Origin of the sequence: Leisingera sp. ANG-DT, assembly GCF_000813785.1 — a bacterium.
Classification (GTDB): domain Bacteria; phylum Pseudomonadota; class Alphaproteobacteria; order Rhodobacterales; family Rhodobacteraceae; genus Leisingera.
Window position 1 is genome coordinate 666,959 of the sequence record NZ_JWLE01000001.1, and the last position, 17,485, is coordinate 684,443.

General features: G+C 62.6%; 15 protein-coding genes. 10 read left to right on the plus strand and 5 right to left on the minus strand.

Annotated elements, in window-relative coordinates; all coding sequences use genetic code 11:
• Positions 1-2 precede the first annotated feature (2 nt).
• Both RA21_RS03220 and RA21_RS03225 read left to right on the plus strand, forming a co-directional pair.
• A complete protein-coding gene (locus RA21_RS03220; RefSeq protein ID WP_039146094.1) occupies positions 3-1,037 on the plus strand; it encodes a fatty acid desaturase in 1,035 nt (344 codons plus the stop codon).
• A gap of 148 nt (positions 1,038-1,185) precedes the next feature.
• Positions 1,186-1,788, plus strand: coding sequence for a L,D-transpeptidase (locus RA21_RS03225; RefSeq protein WP_019296913.1), 603 nt, complete (start codon positions 1,186-1,188; stop codon positions 1,786-1,788).
• A 77-nt stretch (positions 1,789-1,865) separates the two neighbouring features.
• On the opposite strand, the gene RA21_RS03230 is transcribed toward RA21_RS03225, so the two are convergent.
• On the minus strand, positions 1,866-3,584 hold the full coding sequence (locus RA21_RS03230; protein WP_152610464.1) for an O-linked N-acetylglucosamine transferase, SPINDLY family protein: 1,719 nt from the start codon (positions 3,582-3,584) through the stop codon (positions 1,866-1,868).
• Between the two features lie 342 nt (positions 3,585-3,926).
• Here RA21_RS03230 and RA21_RS03235 point away from each other — a divergent pair, with 342 nt between their 5' ends.
• The 6 genes from RA21_RS03235 (at position 3,927) to RA21_RS03255 (ending at position 9,593) form a co-directional block, all read left to right on the plus strand.
• Positions 3,927-5,066, plus strand: coding sequence for an acyl-CoA dehydrogenase family protein (locus RA21_RS03235; RefSeq protein ID WP_039146097.1), 1,140 nt, complete (start codon positions 3,927-3,929; stop codon positions 5,064-5,066).
• Between the two features lie 96 nt (positions 5,067-5,162).
• On the plus strand, positions 5,163-5,450 hold the full coding sequence (locus tag RA21_RS22515) for a hypothetical protein (protein ID WP_206540034.1): 288 nt from the start codon (positions 5,163-5,165) through the stop codon (positions 5,448-5,450).
• Entirely contained in the window at positions 5,447-6,493 is a 1,047-nt protein-coding gene (locus RA21_RS03240; RefSeq protein ID WP_039146100.1) for an enoyl-CoA hydratase/isomerase family protein, read from the plus strand. The genes RA21_RS22515 and RA21_RS03240 overlap by 4 nt, the downstream gene beginning before the upstream one ends.
• A complete protein-coding gene (gene mmsB / locus RA21_RS03245; RefSeq protein ID WP_039146103.1) occupies positions 6,490-7,365 on the plus strand; it encodes a 3-hydroxyisobutyrate dehydrogenase in 876 nt (291 codons plus the stop codon). The genes RA21_RS03240 and mmsB overlap by 4 nt, the downstream gene beginning before the upstream one ends.
• A 217-nt stretch (positions 7,366-7,582) precedes the next feature.
• Positions 7,583-9,154 (plus strand): choice-of-anchor L domain-containing protein, encoded by a 1,572-nt coding sequence (locus tag RA21_RS03250; RefSeq protein ID WP_039146104.1) that lies wholly within the window; start codon positions 7,583-7,585, stop codon positions 9,152-9,154.
• 97 nt (positions 9,155-9,251) lie between these two features.
• Positions 9,252-9,593, plus strand: a complete 342-nt coding sequence (locus tag RA21_RS03255; RefSeq protein WP_241480911.1) for an excinuclease ABC subunit A — start codon at positions 9,252-9,254, stop codon at positions 9,591-9,593.
• Positions 9,594-9,609: 16 nt separating this feature from the next.
• Here RA21_RS03255 and RA21_RS03260 read toward each other — a convergent pair whose 3' ends face one another.
• Positions 9,610-10,380: a helix-turn-helix domain-containing protein gene (locus RA21_RS03260; RefSeq protein WP_039146107.1), complete on the minus strand. Its 771-nt coding sequence runs from the start codon at positions 10,378-10,380 to the stop codon at positions 9,610-9,612.
• A gap of 121 nt (positions 10,381-10,501) precedes the next feature.
• On the opposite strand from RA21_RS03260, the gene RA21_RS03265 reads away from it, so the two are divergent.
• Positions 10,502-10,936, plus strand: coding sequence for a hypothetical protein (locus tag RA21_RS03265; protein ID WP_039146109.1), 435 nt, complete (start codon positions 10,502-10,504; stop codon positions 10,934-10,936).
• Positions 10,937-11,055: 119 nt separating this feature from the next.
• Here the strand turns inward: RA21_RS03265 and uvrA are convergent, their stop codons facing one another.
• The 3 genes from uvrA to lpdA form a co-directional block, all read right to left on the minus strand.
• The gene (uvrA, locus tag RA21_RS03270; protein WP_039146111.1) at positions 11,056-13,914 is read right to left on the minus strand and encodes an excinuclease ABC subunit UvrA; all 2,859 of its coding nucleotides are present in this window, start codon (positions 13,912-13,914) and stop codon (positions 11,056-11,058) included.
• A gap of 175 nt (positions 13,915-14,089) precedes the next feature.
• On the minus strand, positions 14,090-15,259 hold the full coding sequence (locus RA21_RS03275; RefSeq protein ID WP_039146114.1) for an MFS transporter: 1,170 nt from the start codon (positions 15,257-15,259) through the stop codon (positions 14,090-14,092).
• A gap of 224 nt (positions 15,260-15,483) precedes the next feature.
• The gene (gene lpdA, locus RA21_RS03280; protein WP_039146117.1) at positions 15,484-16,878 is read right to left on the minus strand and encodes a dihydrolipoyl dehydrogenase; all 1,395 of its coding nucleotides are present in this window, start codon (positions 16,876-16,878) and stop codon (positions 15,484-15,486) included.
• 194 nt (positions 16,879-17,072) lie between these two features.
• On the opposite strand from lpdA, the gene RA21_RS03285 reads away from it, so the two are divergent.
• Complete coding sequence (locus RA21_RS03285; protein ID WP_039146525.1) at positions 17,073-17,480, plus strand: hypothetical protein; 408 nt, start codon at positions 17,073-17,075, stop codon at positions 17,478-17,480.
• The last annotated feature ends 5 nt before the right edge of the window (positions 17,481-17,485 follow it).

Sequence of the window (17,485 nt, forward strand, 5' to 3'; positions counted from 1 at the left end):
GCATGAGCAAGACAGAAGTACCGGACCAGCCTCAGGCGGCTGCAAAGACCGCCCGCGACTGGGTCAAGATCCTGGCCCAATACCGCGACCCCAACCCCCTGCGCAGCAGCTTTGAGCTGGCCGTGACGGTGGTGCCCTTCCTGCTGCTCTGGGCGCTGGCCTGGTGGTCGCTGTCTGTCAGCTACTGGCTGACTCTGGCCATTTCCGTGCTGATCGCCGCATTCCTGTTGCGCCTGTTCACCATCCAGCACGACTGCGGTCATGGGTCCTTCTTTTCCAACCGGCATGTCAGCGACTGGGTCGGCCGCATCATCGGCGTACTGACCCTGACACCTTATGACGTCTGGCGCCGCACCCATTCGATCCATCACAGCACCCATGGCAACCTGGACAAGCGCGGCATGGGCGACATCCACACAATGACGGTGGCCGAATATCGCGCCGCCAGCCGCTGGGACCGTTTGGTCTACCGGTTGTACCGCCACCCGGTGACACTGTTCGCCATTGGTCCCGGCTACCTGTTCTTCCTGCAAAACCGCATCCCCTACGGCCTGACCGGCCAGGCCCGCTACTGGATCAGCGCGATGGGCACCAATGCCTCTATCCTGGCCGCTCTGGGACTGATCTGGTACTTCGGCGGGCTGATGCCGCTGGTGCTGATCTTCCTTCCAGCCACCCTGATCGCCGCTACCGCAGGCCTGTGGCTGTTCTATGTGCAACACCAGTTCGAGACCACCCAGTGGGAGCAGGAAGAGGACTGGCAGCTGCATGACGCCGCGCTGCACGGCAGTTCGCATTACGTGCTGCCGCCGGTGCTGCAATGGCTCAGCGCCAATATCGGCATCCACCATGTGCACCACCTCTACAGCCGCATCCCCTTCTACCGCCTGCCCGAGGTTCTGCGCGACCATGCCGAATTGGCCGAGGGCAACCGGATGACAATTCGTGAAAGCCTGGCCAACGCCCGGCTGCACCTGTGGGACGAGGACAGCAAGCGCCTGTTGTCCTTTGCCCAGGCCCGCAGCCTGTCAGCCTGACTGTTGTTTGATGCCAGGGCGGCAATCTTCCGCCGCCCGGCACAACACAAGCTTGTGAGGCTGGGAAATTCCGCTATGCCGCCCCTAGGAAAACTCGTTGGCATGCTTATCTTGCGGCGGAGTTTTCGAGCAGCACGGTAGAGGAAATATGACCAAACTCCGCATCACCCGCCGCGCAACCCTGATGGGTCTTGGCGCAACCCTGGCCACCCCGGCCCTTCTGCGCGCCCAATCCACAGACGCCTTTCCGCAAAACGAACCGGCGATCCGCGAGGAAGTGCCGGTGCAGCGCAACACCTCCGCCTTTACCCAGCAGAACTGGCAGGACCATTTCGAGACCCTGGGCGTTGGCTGCCTGCTGGCCGACATCAGCTCCCGCGCGCTGCATTACTGGGGCGCAGACGGCGAAACTTACCGGCTGTTCCCCTCTTCGGTGCCTATGACAGAGGACCTGACCAAGCGCGGCTACACCGAAGTGGTGCGCAAGAAGGAAAACCCGAGCTGGACCCCGACCGCGTCGATGCGCGAGCGCGACCCGTCGCTGCCGGTGACAATCGAAGGCGGGGTTCCGAACAACCCGCTGGGCACCCGTGCCATGTATCTGGACTGGCCGGCCTATCTGGTGCACGGCACCCATGACACCCGCAAGATCGGACGGCAAAGCTCCTCCGGCTGTATCGGCCTTTACAACCAGCACGTCGAAGACCTGTATGAGCTGGTGCAGATCGGCACCCAGGTGCGCTTGCTCTGACCTACGTGGCGGCAGCGGCAGGCTGAATAGAAAAGGGCGCGGAAAACTCCGCGCCCTGTTTTTGTTTTGGCCGGCTGTCAGGACAGGCTGATATGGTCCGGCTTCAGCCCGGCGTTGAAACGCTCCAGCGACTTTTCCAGCAATGCCTCGAAGTTGCGGGTGAACTTTTCAGTGTCATAGAGCGGGCCATCCTCGATCCCCTGTTTCACCCGTGCCTTCACATCCGCCAGGTATTCCCGGTCGCGGGCCAGCTTCAGCGCCAGCGCCTGGTATTGCTGCGGTGTGGTTGCGGTCAGCTCATCCAGCCCGACGGAGTGCAGCAGGCTGGCGGCAACCCGGGCCGCGAACTGCTTGCCGATCTTGGTGACAACCGGCACGCCGGCCCACAGTGCGTCACTGGCAGTGGTGTGGGCGTTGACAAAGAAAGTGTCCAGAAAAATATCCGCCAGCGGCAGGCGAGCCAGGTGTTCCTCTTGTTTGACCTGGGCCGCAAATACGATCCGTTCCGGGCCGACACCGCGCCGCTTCGCCTCCGCAAGGATATTTTCGCGGATGCCGTCCCTGGACGCGTAGAACCACAGAACACTGTCCGGCACCAGCTTCAGCAGTTTCATCCAGATATCGAATTCATCCGGCGACACCTTGTAGGAACTGTTGAAGGAACAGAACACCAGCGCATCCTCCGGAAGGCCCACATCCGCTCGCGTGGGCTTCGTCTCAGCGGCCTTACGCTGGTCATCATTGGACTGGTAGCAGTCCGGCATATAGAGGACTTTTTCCGTGTAGTATTTCCGGTACTTCGGCGGCACGACAATTGGGTCTGCCACCATGTAGTCGATGGAGTCCACTCCGGAGGTTCCAGGGTAGCCCAGATACGACACCTGAACCGGCGCCATGCGGTGGTCAAACAGGTTGACCCGGTTGCCCTTTGTGTGCCCCTTGAGGTCGACGGCAATGTCCAGGCCATCCACCCGCGCTTGATCGACGATTATCTCGCTCGCCATACCGCCGACATGCCGGTAGACATCAGCGGAGTCTTCTGCCCGCTGCCGGCCTTCATTGTCGTTCATGGCGCCGTAGTCGTAGATGTAAATCTCGAACTTCTCCCGGTTATGCAATTCGAACATCCGGCCAATCAGGAACATGGTCGCGTGGTTCAGGAAGTCACAGGAAAAATAGCCGATCCGGATCTTGTCTTTCTTTGCCAGCGGTGCTGTGAATGTGGCGGTCTCGCTCTTGCAGACCCTGTTGACGTTGGCTGCAAGGATCGAAAACTTCATTTGCATTTCGGGATCGTCGACAAGGCTCAGGAACGAAAACGGGTCAATCGCCGTCATAGCCTTGGTGCTGTTCCTGATCTTCCGGCGTGTCTTGTCAAAGTCGGACCAGTCGCATTTATGCCGTTTCAGGTGCATCATGCGGGCAAAGACAACGTCGTTATTCGGGGCGAACTTCAGGCAGTCCTGAAAGTAATTGATGGCTTCCTCTTCCTGACCGATCCGCATCAGAAAACTGCCAATGTAGGACAGGCATTCCGGGTTCCGCGGCTCAAGCCGCAGTGCCTCAACATGGCAAAGGATCGCCTTGTCGCGCTTTTCCATCAGTTCGTACACCTCGCCAAGCGCGGTGTGCACCCCCCGGTTCTTGGGGTCGAGTTCCAGCGCCTGCTGCATCAGGTAAACCGCATCGTCGAAACTGCGCTCAATCGCCTTGCGGCGGGCCAGCTTCATCAAACGCACGACCTGCTCCCTGACCGGCGCATCGGTCGACTTGATCATGCCATGCTTCATTGCCATGGCGAAATTTGCCCGTTCGTTGCTGGCCACGGCGCCCGGGAAATTCAGAGTTTTGCCCGCTCCCTTTGCGGGCCCGCTGAGGTTGGTTGCCAGAAAATGCTGCGCCCCAGAATTTGACACTTCGCCTGCTCCTTTTGGAATGCGTTAGGCAGGATTCACCTGCACTTGACCGGTTTGAGACAGAGTTTCGCCGAAGTTTCTTAATTTTCTCCTGACCGCGGGGCGGGAAGCCGCGGCATTGCTGCACGGCGGCTTTGCATTTGCGCAGCTTGCCTCAGCGTCCGCTGGCCGCTATTAAATAAACAACTGTTCAATTCATCTGAGCGACGGGAGGAACGGCGCATGGATTTCGCACTGTCAGAGGAACAGCAGGCCATTTTCGACATGGCTCTTGCATTCGGCCAGGACAACATCGCCCCGCATTCCCGCGAATGGGAGAAAGCAGGCACCATCCCGAAAACCCTGTGGCCGCAGCTGGCAGAGCTGGGTTTCGGCGGGCTTTACGTGTCCGAGGAATACGGCGGCTCCGGCCTGTCGCGCCTGGACGCCACCTTGGTGTTCGAAGCATTGGCGATGGCCGATCCCGCAATTGGCTCCTTCCTGTCGATCCACAACATGTGCGGCGGCATGATCGACAAGTTCGGCTCAGAAGAGACCAAGCAGAAATGGCTGCCGAGCCTCTGCACCATGGAGAAAATCTTCTCCTACTGCCTGACCGAACCAGGTTCCGGCTCTGACGCGGCGGCGCTGAAAACCCGCGCCGAGCGCAGCAATGAGGGCTACATCCTGAACGGCACCAAGGCGTTCATCTCCGGCGGCTCCTACTCCGACGCCTATGTCGTGATGTGCCGCACCGGCGAGGATGGCCCCAAGGGCATCTCCACCGTGGTGGTCGAGGACGGCAACTCGGGCCTGTCTTTTGGCGCGCTGGAGGACAAGATGGGCTGGAAGGCGCAGCCCACCTCGCAGGTGCAGTTTGACGATTGCGCGATCCCGGCGGACAATCTGATCGGCGAGGAGGGCAAGGGCTTCTCTTACGCAATGGCGGGCCTCGACGGCGGCCGCCTGAACATCTCGGCCGGCGCACTTGGCGGCGCACAGGCGGCGCTGGATCAGACCGTGCAGTACATGTCGGAGCGCAAGGCCTTCGGCAAATCCATCAACCAGTTCCAGGCGCTGCAGTTCCGGCTGGCGGAATACGAAACCCGCCTGCAGGCCGCCCGCACTTTCCTGCGCCAGGCCGCGTGGAAGCTGGACACCGGCGCCCATGACGCCACCAAGTTCTGCGCCATGGCCAAGCTGATGGTCACCGACACCGCCTTTGACGTTGCAAACGGCTGCCTGCAGCTCCACGGCGGCTACGGCTACCTTGCTGACTACGGCGTCGAGAAGATCGTGCGCGACCTGCGGGTGCACCAGATCCTGGAAGGCACCAACGAGATCATGCGCCTGATCGTCTCGCGCCAGCTGATTGCAGGCTGATCTATGTTGCCGTTCGTTCCCAGATGGATACGTCGGATGCTCTTAGGCCGGGAAATCTCATTCTTGGAAAGAACAATCCGTCTACCGTTTTTGGGCATGTTCTTTCTCGGTTGGGCCGTTGTTTTACCATTATTTTTGCTAGCGTTTCCCGGATTTCCTTTGATATTTGGGTTGATCAGCTCATTTGAAAGTTCGGCAATATCGTTGGCATTTGCTGTTGCGGTTTGCGTGTACGCACTAGCCGTTCTGTCATTGATATCCCCGATGTTCTTCGGCGGCTACCTTCGTGCGCTTCAGGCGTTTTTGGGTAACATCAAACCCTGTGAACAACGCTTGAAAGAAACTCGCCAAGCCTATGCAGACCTAAAAACTGAGGCGTCATGACTGACATCCATATCCGCAAGTCCGGCCAGGCCGGCCGCATCACTTTCACCCGGCCCAAGGCGCTCAATGCGATGAGCTATGACATGTGCATGGCGATCGACGCCGCGATGCGCGAGTGGGCTGAAGATGATGCCGTGAATCTGGTGGTGATCGACGCTGAGGGCGACAAGGCTTTCTGTGCCGGCGGCGACATCGCCGAGCTGTATGACACCGGCACCAAGGGCGACTATTCCTATGGCCGCACCTTCTGGCGCGATGAATACCGTCTGAACGCGCGGATCTTTGAATACAAGAAGCCGGTGATCAGCTTCATGCAGGGTTTCACCATGGGCGGCGGCGTCGGCATAGGCTGCCACGGCACCCACCGGGTGGTCGGCGAAAGCAGCCAGATCGCCATGCCCGAAGTCGGCATCGGCCTGGTGCCGGATGTGGGCGGCTCGCTGATGCTGGCGCTGGCGCCGGATCACCTGGGCGAATACCTCGGCATGACGGCGGCGCGGATGGGCGCCGATGATGCCATCCTCGCAGGCTTTGCCGACTATTTCATCCCTGAAGGCGATTGGCCCGCGCTGATCGCCGCGCTGGAGGAGACCGGCAGCGCCAAGCTGGTGGAGGACGCCGCCAAGCCCGCGCCGGAGGGCAAGCTGCGCACGGTCCGCGAAGACACTGCCCGGCATTTCGGCAAGGACAGCCTGGAAGACATCCTTGCGGGGCTTGAGTCAGTGGACAGCGAATTTGCCGCAAGCGCGCTGAAGTCGCTCAAGCGCAACTCGCCGCTGTCGATGGCCTGCACGCTGGAAATGCTGCGCCGCCTGCGCGCCGACGGCCCCGCCATCCGCCGGGCGCTGGACCTGGAATACCGCTATACCTTCCGCGCGATGGAGCAGAGCGATTTCCTGGAGGGCATCCGGGCCCAGATCATTGACAAGGACCGCAATCCGCAATGGCAATATGCAGGCCAGCCGGTTCCGGCACAGGCGGTTGACGACTTGCTGGCGCCGCTCGGCGCCGATGCGCTGACATTTGAGGAGGAACTCGCATGAAGATCGGATTTATCGGGCTGGGCAACATGGGCGGGCCGATGGCCGCCAACCTGGCCAAGGCCGGCCATGAGGTCACCGGTTTCGACATGGCTGATGTCAGCATCGAAGGTGTCAAAATGGCGGCCTCCGGCCCTGAGGCTGCGGCAGGCGCCGATGCGGTGATCACCATGCTGCCCAACGGTGCTATCCTGCGCCTGGTCGCGGCAGAGATGATCCCGGCCATGGCCAAGGGCGCGGCCCTTATTGACTGCTCCACCGTCGACGTAGATTCCGCCCGCGCGGTCGCGGAACAGGCTGAGGCCGCTGGCCTCCTGTCCGTCGACGCGCCGGTCTCCGGCGGCATCGGCGGCGCGGCCGGCGGCACGCTGACCTTCATGGCCGGCGGCTCGGCAGAGGCCTTTGCCGCAGCAGAACCGCTGTTCGGCATCATGGGCCAGAAAGCCGTGCATTGCGGCGAGGCCGGCGCCGGCCAGGCTGCCAAGATCTGCAACAACATGATCCTGGGCGTCACCATGATCGCCACCTGCGAGGCCTTTGCCCTGGCTGACAAGCTGGGCCTTGACCGGCAGAAGATGTTCGATGTGGTCTCCACCTCCTCCGGCTACAGCTGGACCATGAACGCCTATTGCCCGGCCCCCGGTGTCGGCCCGCAATCACCCGCCGACAACAATTACCAGCCAGGCTTTGCGGCTGAACTGATGCTCAAGGACCTGGGCCTCAGCCAGCAGGCGGCTGAGAGCGCCGATGCCGATACCCCGATGGGCGAACTGGCAATGGCGCTCTACAAGAAGTTCGTCGAGGACGAAGACGGCAAGGGCATGGACTTCTCTGCCATGCTGCCCCGCTTTGAGAAACGCAGCCGGGAGGGCTGACACGCCCGGCCGCCTCCACGCGGTTTCCTCCCAAACCGGTATTGCGTCAGGCCGGCCCTTCAACGGGCCGGCCTCAATCTTTGGGAGTTCCTGAAAATACCCCTAAAATTCGAATAAACTCCCGGATTTTGGCCCCAACCCGCCACAGTTCCGTCTCAATTCAGCAGCATTCCGGTAAGCGACCGTAAAGCCGAGCACCAGGATCGAGACGCCCGTCATGGCCACCGCAACCGAACTGAATATCGACTCCACCGCTACCGCCATTCAAATGGCGGAGGAGATTTTCGGCGACGGCGTGACCGTGACCAGCGCCAGCTACAGCGGCGATGCCCTGTCGTCCGGCATCTACTCCGGCGCGGACACCACCACGCCGGGTGTCGCACCCGCCGACTCGGGCGTCATTCTGTCCACCGGCTACGTGCGTGATTTCACCAACAGCGACGGCTCAACCAATACCAACCAGAACACCAACACAACCACCAATACCAGCGGCGCGAACGGGGATGCCGACTTTGATTCCCTGGCCGGAGCCAGCACGTTTGACGCGTCCTTCCTGGAGATCGATTTTGTCCCGGACGGTGATACGCTGACCATCGACTTCGTGCTGTCCTCCGAAGAATACCCGGAGTTCGCCAACTCCCAGTACAACGATGTCATTGGCGTCTGGGTGAACGGTGTGGAGGCCCAGGTCACCATCGGCGACGGCACCGCCTCGATCGGCAACATCAACGACGGCACCGAGAACGTCTACGTCGACAACACCGGTGACCAGTACAACACGGAGATGGACGGGTTCACCATCACCCTGACCTTTGTTGCCCCGGTGAATGCAGGTGAAATCAATACACTCAAGATCGGCGTCGCCGATACTGCCGACAGCAGCTACGACACCAACCTTCTGATTGCCGGCGGCTCGGTGCAAACGGCTGTGGTTGCGCAGGACGATCAGGAAGACATCGCCATCAACAAGACGCGGGTGATCGACGTTCTGGAGAACGACACCACCACCTCCGGCACGCTGACCATTACCCATATCAACGATCAGGCGGTCACCGCCGGCGATACCGTCACTCTGGCGACGGGGCAGCAGATCACCCTGAACGCCGATGGCACCCTGACCGTGGTCACCGACGGCGATCTGGAGACCGTCTACTTCAACTACACCGCGGACAACGGCCAGGGAAATTCCGATACTGGTCTGGTGGAAATCAACCAGACCGTGCCTTGCTTCCTGCGCGGCACCCTGATCCGCACCCCGGACGGCGAGATCCCGGTCGAGGATCTGCGCCCGGGCATGGAAGTGCTGACCTACGACAACGGCCCGCAGGTCCTGCAATGGACCGGCAGCCGCCGCACGGCATGCACGGCCGAAACCGCTCCGATCCGTTTTGCCAAGGGCAGCTGCGGCAACACGCGCGACCTCTATGTCTCCCCCCAGCACCGGATGGTTGTCTCCGGCCCGCTGGCCGAACTGCTGTTCGGTGAGGAAGAGGTTCTGGTCAAGGCCAAGGACCTGGTCAACGACAGGACTGTGCGCCCGGCACTGGAGCTGCAGGAGGCCGAGTATTTCCACCTGCTGTTCGGCCGTCATCAGATTCTCTGGGCCAACGGTGCGCTCAGCGAAAGCTATCAGCCCGGGCCGGAATCAGCCTCTGGCTTTGATGCCGGAACACAGGCGGAAATCCGCGACTTGTTCCCCGAGCTGTGCGCTGAAACCGGCCGCGGCTACGGAAACGCCGCCCGGCTGTCCTTGCGCAGCTTCGAAGCGCGGGTTCTTGCCGCCGCCTAAGCAGCAACTGGCGGCGCGCCGCCGCCCCTTTTCAGCTCCCTTGGCTTTGCCGCGCAGCTCTTTATGACAAGGGCAGCGAAGAAAGGATCCGCTGTAAATGGTACGCCGTCATCTTGTTCCGATCACCGTTCTTGCCGCGGCCTGCGCGCTGGCGATTCCGCTGGCGGCAGGCAATGGCGGCATCGAAAAGGCCTCACTCGATTGCCCTCAGGGCCTGGCCCTGAAGGCCTCGCACTGCACGCCGGCACGGTTAACCAAGAAGTTCTACCGCCGCGGCGACCATATCCTGGATGACTACACCTGGATCGGCGAACCGGGCCAATGGGCGCCCGATCCTTATGGAACCTATGTGCAAGCCGGCGGCTATGTCTACCAGGTGAATCGCGAGACCCAGAAGGTGCTGCGCCTGATCGGCGCCGCGGACAATCTCCCCCAATAGACGCTGTGCGGCCCGGTCAGGGCCAGGCCATCGCCTCCATCACCTGGCGCGTTGCCTCATCTGCCGGAAACAGCATCTCGATCCGCAGCTCCGACATCGCCAGATCACCGGTGCCGCCGAACTGGGTGATGGTTGAGAAGAACGCCAGCACCTGCCCGCCCATCCGGTAGCGGGCCGGGATCACAGCGGGCAACACGCCCTCCTGCGGTGTTTCATGGGCGGCCGCATTTGCCTGCAGCCGCGCCACCGCCTGTTCCAGAACCGGGTCAGCCCCGAAATGCGCCAGTTCGGTCCTGAGGCGCGCCAGGCTGTGCCGTTCGACCTCCTCCAGGTTATCCAACGCATCCCGCAGCGCCGCATTGCCCAGCAGCGCCTTGATCAGGCTGCTGCCCCTGCTGATGCCGGCACCGCTCAGCATCATTTCCATTGGGCGGTTCAGATCCAGCAGGGTCCAGTGCCGGTCGATCAGCATCGCCGGATAGGGCGCATGCGCCGCCAGCATCTGCGCCGCCGCCTGCCGCAGCGGCACCAGCGCTGCATCATCCAGATCCCGGCTTGCATAGGCCGGCGCCAGCCCCGCCGCCGTCAGCATCTGGTTCTGCGCCCCGCCCGGCAGCTGCAGTTCCTCGCAAAGGCGCAGCACCATGCCCCGGCTGGGGCGCGACCGCCCGCTCTCCAGGAACGACAGATGCCGGGCTGACACTCCGGCCTCCAGCGCCAGCTGCATCTGGCTCATCCGCCGCAGCCCGCGCCATTTCTTCAGAACCGCACCAAATGCCTCTGCCATGTTCGGCCTCCGTTTGCTGCAGCATAGGCGGTCGTGTCCGGAACTTCACTTACCTCCCAGGTAATTGTTTCGCCTCTGTGTTCCGCTGCACCCTGCCCTCAGAAATCTTCAGGAGCTTCCAATGACCCACACTGCCTCGATCCGCATGCTAAAGACCGTCTCGATCCTCTCCGCCGCCTTCGGCCTCGCCATGGTGCTGGCGCTGGCCACCCCGCTGGGCGCAGCGCTTGGCCTGTTCATCGACCTAGCCTTCCTGCCGGTGGACGGTGCCCAGATGCTCACCCCCGGCGCGGCGTCGCTGATGACCGCCATCAGCGGCGGGCTGATGTGCGGCTTCTGCGTACTGATCTATCTGCTGACTGAACTTGTCTACAGCACCGACCCCGCCCTTGGCCGCCGCCTGCTGATCCCGGCACTGCTGGCCTGGTATATTCCCGACAGCCTCGGCTCCCTCGCCGCAGGCGCCTGGTTCAACGTGGTGATGAACACCGCCTTCCTGGCCCTGTTCCTGGTTCCGCTGCTGCTGGCCCGCCCAACTGCCGTGCAAGCGGCATAAGAAAGGGGGCGCCACCGCCCCCTGTTCACCTTTGCAGAAATACTCCGGGGTGAATTGGCCATCGGCCAAGAGGGGCAGCACCCCTCTTTCCCGCGTCAGCAGGCCAGCGCCGCTCTCTCTTATTCCGCAGCGACCTTCCGCGCCGCCAGAATGTCCTTCAGATAGCGCCCGGTGTGGCTGCGCGGCTCATCGGCAACTGCCTCCGGCGTGCCGGCCGCAACAATCTCGCCGCCGCCGTCGCCGCCCTCGGGGCCGATGTCGATGATCCAATCGGCAGTCTTGACCACGTCCAGATTGTGTTCGATCACCACTACCGAATTGCCCTGCTCCACCAGTTCGTGCAGCACTTCCAGAAGTTTCTTCACATCCTCGAAATGCAGGCCGGTGGTCGGTTCGTCCAGGATATACAGCGTCCGCCCGGTGGAGCGTTTCGACAGCTCCTTGGACAGCTTCACCCGCTGCGCCTCGCCGCCCGACAGCGTCGTCGCCTGCTGGCCTACCTTGATATAGCCCAGGCCCACCCGCATCAGCGCATCCATCTTGTCGCGGATCGCGGGCACCGCCTGGAAGAAGCCCTGCGCGTCTTCAACCGTCATATCAAGCACATCGGCAATGCTCTTACCCTTGAACTTGATCTCCAGCGTTTCCCGGTTATAGCGCGCGCCCTTGCAGGTTTCGCAGGTGACATAGACGTCGGGCAGGAAATGCATCTCGATCTTGATGACGCCGTCGCCCTGGCACGCCTCGCAGCGCCCGCCCTTGACGTTGAAGGAGAACCGCCCGGGCTTGTAGCCGCGCGCCTTGGCCTCCGGCAGGCCGGCAAACCAGTCCCGGATCGGGGTGAAGGCGCCGGTGTATGTGGCCGGGTTCGACCGCGGCGTGCGGCCGATCGGGCGCTGATCGATATCGATCACCTTGTCCAGATGCTCCAGCCCCTTGATGCTCTCGCAGGGCGCCGGTGTCTGGCGTGCACCATTCAGCCGCATCGAGGCGGTCTTGAACAGCGTCTCAATGGTCAGCGTCGACTTGCCGCCGCCCGACACGCCGGTCACGCAGACGAACTTGCCCAGCGGAAACTCTGCCGTCACCTCTTTCAGGTTGTTGCCGGTGGCCTTGACTACCTTGATCTTCTTCTTGTTGCCCTTGCGCCGCTTCGTGGGCACCGCGATCTCCCGCGTGCCCGCCAGATACTGGCCGGTGATCGAGTTGGTGTCAGACGCAATCATCTGCGGCGTGCCGTGGCTCACCACCTCGCCGCCGTGCACCCCGGCGCCGGGGCCGATGTCGAACACATAGTCCGCCTGGCGGATCATGTCCTCGTCATGCTCAACCACGATCACCGTGTTGCCCTGGTCGCGCAGATTCTTCAGCGTGCCGATCAGCCGGTCATTGTCGCGCTGGTGCAAGCCAATCGAGGGCTCATCCAGCACATAGAGAACCCCGGTCAGGCCGGACCCGATCTGGCTCGCCAGCCGGATCCGCTGGCTCTCGCCGCCAGACAGGGTGCCGGAATTGCGGCTCAGGGTCAGATACTCCAGACCCACGTTATTCAGGAAACCAAGCCGCTCGCGGATCTCCTTGACGATGGCGCGGGCGATCTCCTGCTTCTGCTGGGTCAGATGGTTCGGCACATCCTCGATCCAGGCCAGCGCCTCGCGGATCGACAGCTGCACCACCTGCCCCACATGCACGCCCGCGATCTTCACCGCCAGCGCCTCTTCCCGCAGCCGGTAACCCTCGCAGTGATGGCAGTGGCGGTTGTTCTGGTAGCGCTCGAACTCCTCGCGGATCCAGTTGGAATCGGTCTCGCGGTAACGCCGCTCCATGTTCGGAATGACGCCCTCGAAGGTGCGCTCCACCTGGTAGACCCGCCCGCCCTCGTCATAGCGGAACATGATCTCCTCGTCGCCGGACCCGTACAGGAACACTTTCTGCACCTTCTCCGGCAAGTCCTTCCAGACGGTGTTCTTGTCGAACTCGTAGTGCCGTGCGATGGCCTCGATGGTCTGCAGGAAATAGGGCGACTTACCCTTGCGCCAGGGTGCCAAAGCGCCGTCATAGACTTTCAGGCTCTGGTCCGGCACCACCAGCCGCTCGTCAAAGAACAGCTCAACCCCCAGCCCGTCACATTCCGGGCAGGCCCCGAACGGCGCGTTGAAGGAAAACAGCCGCGGTTCGATCTCCGGGATGGTGAAGCCGCTGACCGGGCAGGCAAAGTTTTCGCTGAAGGTGATCCGCTCCGGCTCGCCCTCCTTGGGCGCGGTCTCCAGAATGGCGATGCCGTCGGCCAGATCCAGCGCAGTACGCAAGCTGTCCGCCAGCCGCGTCTCCATGCCTTCGCGCACCACCAGACGGTCGACCACCACGTCGATGTCATGACGGAACTTCTTGTCCAGAGTGGGCGGCTCGTCGAGCTCGTAAAACTCGCCGTCCACCTTCAACCGCTGGAAGCCCTGCTTGCGCAGCTCCAGGAATTCCTTCTTGTACTCGCCCTTGCGGTCGCGGACGATCGGCGCCAGCAGGTAGCCGCGGGTGCCCTCCTCCATCTCCATGATCCGGTCGACCATGTCCTGCACCTGCTGCGCCTCAATCGGCTTGCCGGTGGCCGGGCTGTAGGGCGTGCCTGCGCGGGCAAACAAAAGACGCAGATAGTCATAGATCTCCGTCACCGTGCCCACGGTGGAGCGCGGGTTCTTCGACGTTGTCTTCTGCTCGATGGAGATCGCAGGGGACAGACCGCTGATGTGATCCACGTCCGGCTTTTCCATCATGTCGAGGAACTGGCGCGCGTAGGCCGACAGGCTCTCGACATAGCGGCGCTGGCCCTCGGCATAGATGGTGTCAAACGCCAGAGAGGACTTGCCTGAACCCGAAAGACCGGTAATCACCACCAGCTCATCGCGCGGAATATCCACGTCGATGCTCTTCAGATTGTGCTCGCGCGCGCCGCGCACTTCGATGGATTTCAGCTCAGCCATAATGCCCCCGTACCCGCGCCGCCGAACCCCTGGCGGACGCCCGCCCTACAGATAGGGAATGCTGTGGAAAACGCCAAGCCCTAAAAGAGAACATAGAGCGAACAGGTTGAAACTTGCTGACAGCAGCTGGCAGCAGGCGGAAGCCACAGGTTTTCCGGCCCGGACTCCGGCGCGTCTAGGCCCAGGCGCGCCGCCGCGCGGCCAGCAGCTGGTGCACCAGAATGCCCGCCAGGAACAGGGCGCAGACCACCAGCATCATGCCGCCGTAACCCGCCACCCCCAGCGACGCCAGCAGCAGCGGTGTGCCGATCACATTGCCGGCATTGCCCGCCTGCGACATTGCGCCGTTTGCCTCAGCCTGATCCGCAGCCGTGGTGTTCAGCTGCGGAACACAGGCAAAGCTGCCGCTCTGCACCAGGCCAAAGGCCGCAGCCAGTGCAAAACACGCCAGCCAGTCCCCCGGCATGGCCCATAGCCACAGCCCGCCCGCCGCACAAAGGCCAAAGCCCAGCTGGATCAGCTGCACCGCCGGCATCACCCGCAACAGGGCCACCCCGATCACCATAGACGACGCGATGGATATCAGCGGAAACGCCCCCATCACAAAGGCCCGCTGTTCCGTTGGCAGATGCGGCGGCAGCACCGTCAGCAGCGCCACGAAACAGGTGGTATAAAACAGCCAGCCCGCCGCTGGCGCCAGCTTGAAGGGGGAACGGTAGATCTTCACGTGCAGCGCAGGCAGGTCGGCCAGCTGCGGCATCACCTGGCGCGGCGGCACTGGCAGATCGCGCATTGCCCAATGGAGCAATACCGCCAGCGCCGCCATCAGCGCGGCATGGGCGGCAAACAGCGCCAGCAGGCCATGGGAGGCGACCAGCGGCAGCCCCAGCCAGTTCAAGAGCGCAAAGGCAACGCCGAAAAACGTGCTCCACACCGTCAGCGCCGCGCCCCGCTGGCGGTCATCAGCCAGCAGCGCCATTAGCGTCGGACCGGCAACCACGATACCCAGATGCGACAGGCCTTCCACCGCGCGGGTCACCAGAAACAGCCCATAGGGCAGATGCAGCACCTGCAGCGCCGACATCACCGCGCCGGTCCACAGCGCCCAAACCAGCGTTCGCCGGTAGCCGAAGGCAGAGACAAACAGCCCGGCCACCGCGCCCATCAGAATGCCCAGCACGCCGGTCATCGACACGCTCAGGCTCAGGCCCGCGCCAGCCTCCGGATACAGCGCGCCAAGCTGGTCAAAAACAACGGAAACCTTGCCGTATTGCGCGGCAGCGCCAAGGCCCGCAGCCCAGACCGCAAGGATCGCGCCCCAGCGGGTTTTCCCGGTTGTGCTCATGTCCGCTGCCCCTTTGTTCTTAATTTGCCTCTGGTTACCCCGGCCCGGTCCGGGAGGCCATAGCGCACAGACAAACCGACGCAGCGCCCCCCCCCAGCGCGGAACCAGGCCGCAAGGCCGCCGCGCATCGCCGGCGCGCCCCCATGCGGCGGCGATGCGCGGCTCCAGAAAAAAAGGCGGCCTGTTACAGACCGCCTTTCATAACGTCCACTGCCGTAGGCAGCTTACATATGGATCACCCGGTCGTAGGCATCGAGCACGCTCTCATGCATCATCTCGGACAGCGTCGGGTGCGGGAAGACGGTGTTCATCAGGTCTTCCTCGGTGGTCTCCAGCTGGCGGCCCACCACATAGCCCTGGATCATCTCGGTCACCTCGGCGCCGACCATATGGGCACCCAGCAGTTCGCCGGTCTTGGCGTCAAAGATGGTCTTGACCATGCCTTCGGCCTCTCCCAGGGCAATCGCCTTGCCGTTGCCGATGAAGGGGAAGCGGCCGACCTTGATGTCGTAGCCCAGTTCCTTGGCCTTCGCCTCGGTATAGCCGACGGAGGCGACCTGCGGCTGGCAGTAGGTGCATCCGGCAATGCTTTCAGGCTTTACCGGGTGTGCGTGCTTGCCCGCAATCAGCTCCGCCACCATGACGCCCTCGTGCGACGCCTTATGCGCCAGCCAGGGCGCGCCGGCGATGTCGCCGATGGCATACAGGCCGTCGACGCCGGTGCGGCAGAATTCGTCCGTGATCACATGGGTCCGGTCGACCTTGACGCCCAGCTCTTCCAGGCCCAGGCCCTCGACATTGCCGACGATGCCAACGGCAGAGATTACAGTGTCGAACTCCTGTTTCTCCACCTTGCCGCCGACCTCGATATGGGCGGTCACCTTACCCTTGCCGCGGTCCAGCTGCTTGACCATGGCTTTCTCCATGATCTTCATGCCCTGTTTGACAAAGGCCTTCTTGGCAAAGGCCGAAATCTCGGCGTCTTCCACCGGCAGCACCCGGTCCATCACCTCAACCACCGTGGTTTCGGCGCCCAGCGTGTTGTAGAAGCTGGCAAATTCGATGCCAATGGCGCCAGAACCGATCACCAGCAGCTTCTTCGGCATGCGGACCGGCTGCAGCGCGTGCTTGTAGGTCCAGACCAGATCGCCGTCCGCTTCCAGCCCCGGCAGTTCGCGGGCGCGGGCGCCGGTGGCCAGCACGATGTTCTTCGCGGTCAGATCCTGCGTGCCTTTGTCGGTCTTGACCGAAACCTTGCCTTTGGCCGGAATCGACGCCTCGCCCATCACCACGTCGATCTTGTTCTTCTTCATCAGATGGCCGATGCCGGAGGAGAGCTGTTTCGCCACCCCGCGCGAGCGTTTGACCACCGCATCGAGGTCATAGCCGATGTTCTCCGCCTTCAGGCCGAAATCCTTGGCGCGCTCCATCAGGTGGAACACTTCCGACGAGCGCAGCAGCGCCTTGGTCGGGATGCAGCCCCAGTTCAGGCAAATGCCGCCCAGATGCTCGCGTTCGACCACGCAGGTCTTAAGGCCCAGCTGCGCCGCACGGATGGCGGCAACATAGCCCCCCGGCCCGGCGCCGATTACGATCACGTCATAAGATTGTGCGGCCATGTTGCTCCCTCGCCCTCGAACAGGTTCCAAAAACTAGTTTACCGTTAAACTAGTTTTTGCTGCACTGCAATCATCCTCTGCTGCGGCATAGCGGCCATGCATTTTCCGGCAGGTTTCCGCTTGGCAGCAGGGGCAGCTCCGGGTCAGCATAGGCCGGAAGCTTTCGGCAATCCACAACCCTGGACCGCATGCATATGACAAAAACCCTTTTCGACCTCGCCAAGGCGCTTGTGAACGCCACCCTGATCCTGCTGGCACTGTGCCTGTTCCTGGGTTGGAAACTGATGGCCGCAGCCGAAGGCGTCACCGCCAATGCTGCCGCCATTGCTGATCAGGCCGCACCGCTGCGCACCGCCATAACCGGGCTGCAGTCAGACGTTGCCGCTCTCCGCAGTTCTATGCAGGACGGCTCCGTGTCCAGCGCCCGGCTCACCCAGCTGGAGGCGCGCGTGGCTAAGGTGCAAGACAGCCTCGCGGAGATGCGCACGCTGCCGCAGCAGGTCGTGGCAGAGGCCGCCCGTGCCGGAGCCGCAGAACTTGCCGGCCGGATCATCCGCGCCGCGCCCCTGTTGAAGGACGGCAGCGCCTGCGGTTCAGGGTAAAGCTG

Bases quoted from the DNA above. Each gene is read 5' to 3' on its own strand.
- RA21_RS22515 (WP_206540034.1), top strand. From the start codon at position 5,163: ATGTTCTTTCTCGGTTGGGCCGTTGTTTTACCATTATTTTTGCTAGCG.
- mmsB (WP_039146103.1), top strand. From the start codon at position 6,490: ATGAAGATCGGATTTATCGGGCTGGGCAACATGGGCGGGCCGATGGCC.
- RA21_RS03260 (WP_039146107.1), bottom strand. From the start codon at position 10,380: ATGGCAGAGGCATTTGGTGCGGTTCTGAAGAAATGGCGCGGGCTGCGG.
- uvrA (WP_039146111.1), bottom strand. From the start codon at position 13,914: ATGGCTGAGCTGAAATCCATCGAAGTGCGCGGCGCGCGCGAGCACAAT.
- RA21_RS03225 (WP_019296913.1), top strand. From the start codon at position 1,186: ATGACCAAACTCCGCATCACCCGCCGCGCAACCCTGATGGGTCTTGGC.
- RA21_RS03230 (WP_152610464.1), bottom strand. From the start codon at position 3,584: ATGGCAATGAAGCATGGCATGATCAAGTCGACCGATGCGCCGGTCAGG.
- RA21_RS03275 (WP_039146114.1), bottom strand. From the start codon at position 15,259: ATGAGCACAACCGGGAAAACCCGCTGGGGCGCGATCCTTGCGGTCTGG.
- RA21_RS03240 (WP_039146100.1), top strand. From the start codon at position 5,447: ATGACTGACATCCATATCCGCAAGTCCGGCCAGGCCGGCCGCATCACT.
- RA21_RS03255 (WP_241480911.1), top strand. From the start codon at position 9,252: ATGGTACGCCGTCATCTTGTTCCGATCACCGTTCTTGCCGCGGCCTGC.
- RA21_RS03235 (WP_039146097.1), top strand. From the start codon at position 3,927: ATGGATTTCGCACTGTCAGAGGAACAGCAGGCCATTTTCGACATGGCT.
- RA21_RS03220 (WP_039146094.1), top strand. From the start codon at position 3: ATGAGCAAGACAGAAGTACCGGACCAGCCTCAGGCGGCTGCAAAGACC.
- RA21_RS03250 (WP_039146104.1), top strand. From the start codon at position 7,583: ATGGCCACCGCAACCGAACTGAATATCGACTCCACCGCTACCGCCATT.
- lpdA (WP_039146117.1), bottom strand. From the start codon at position 16,878: ATGGCCGCACAATCTTATGACGTGATCGTAATCGGCGCCGGGCCGGGG.
- RA21_RS03285 (WP_039146525.1), top strand. From the start codon at position 17,073: ATGACAAAAACCCTTTTCGACCTCGCCAAGGCGCTTGTGAACGCCACC.
- RA21_RS03265 (WP_039146109.1), top strand. From the start codon at position 10,502: ATGACCCACACTGCCTCGATCCGCATGCTAAAGACCGTCTCGATCCTC.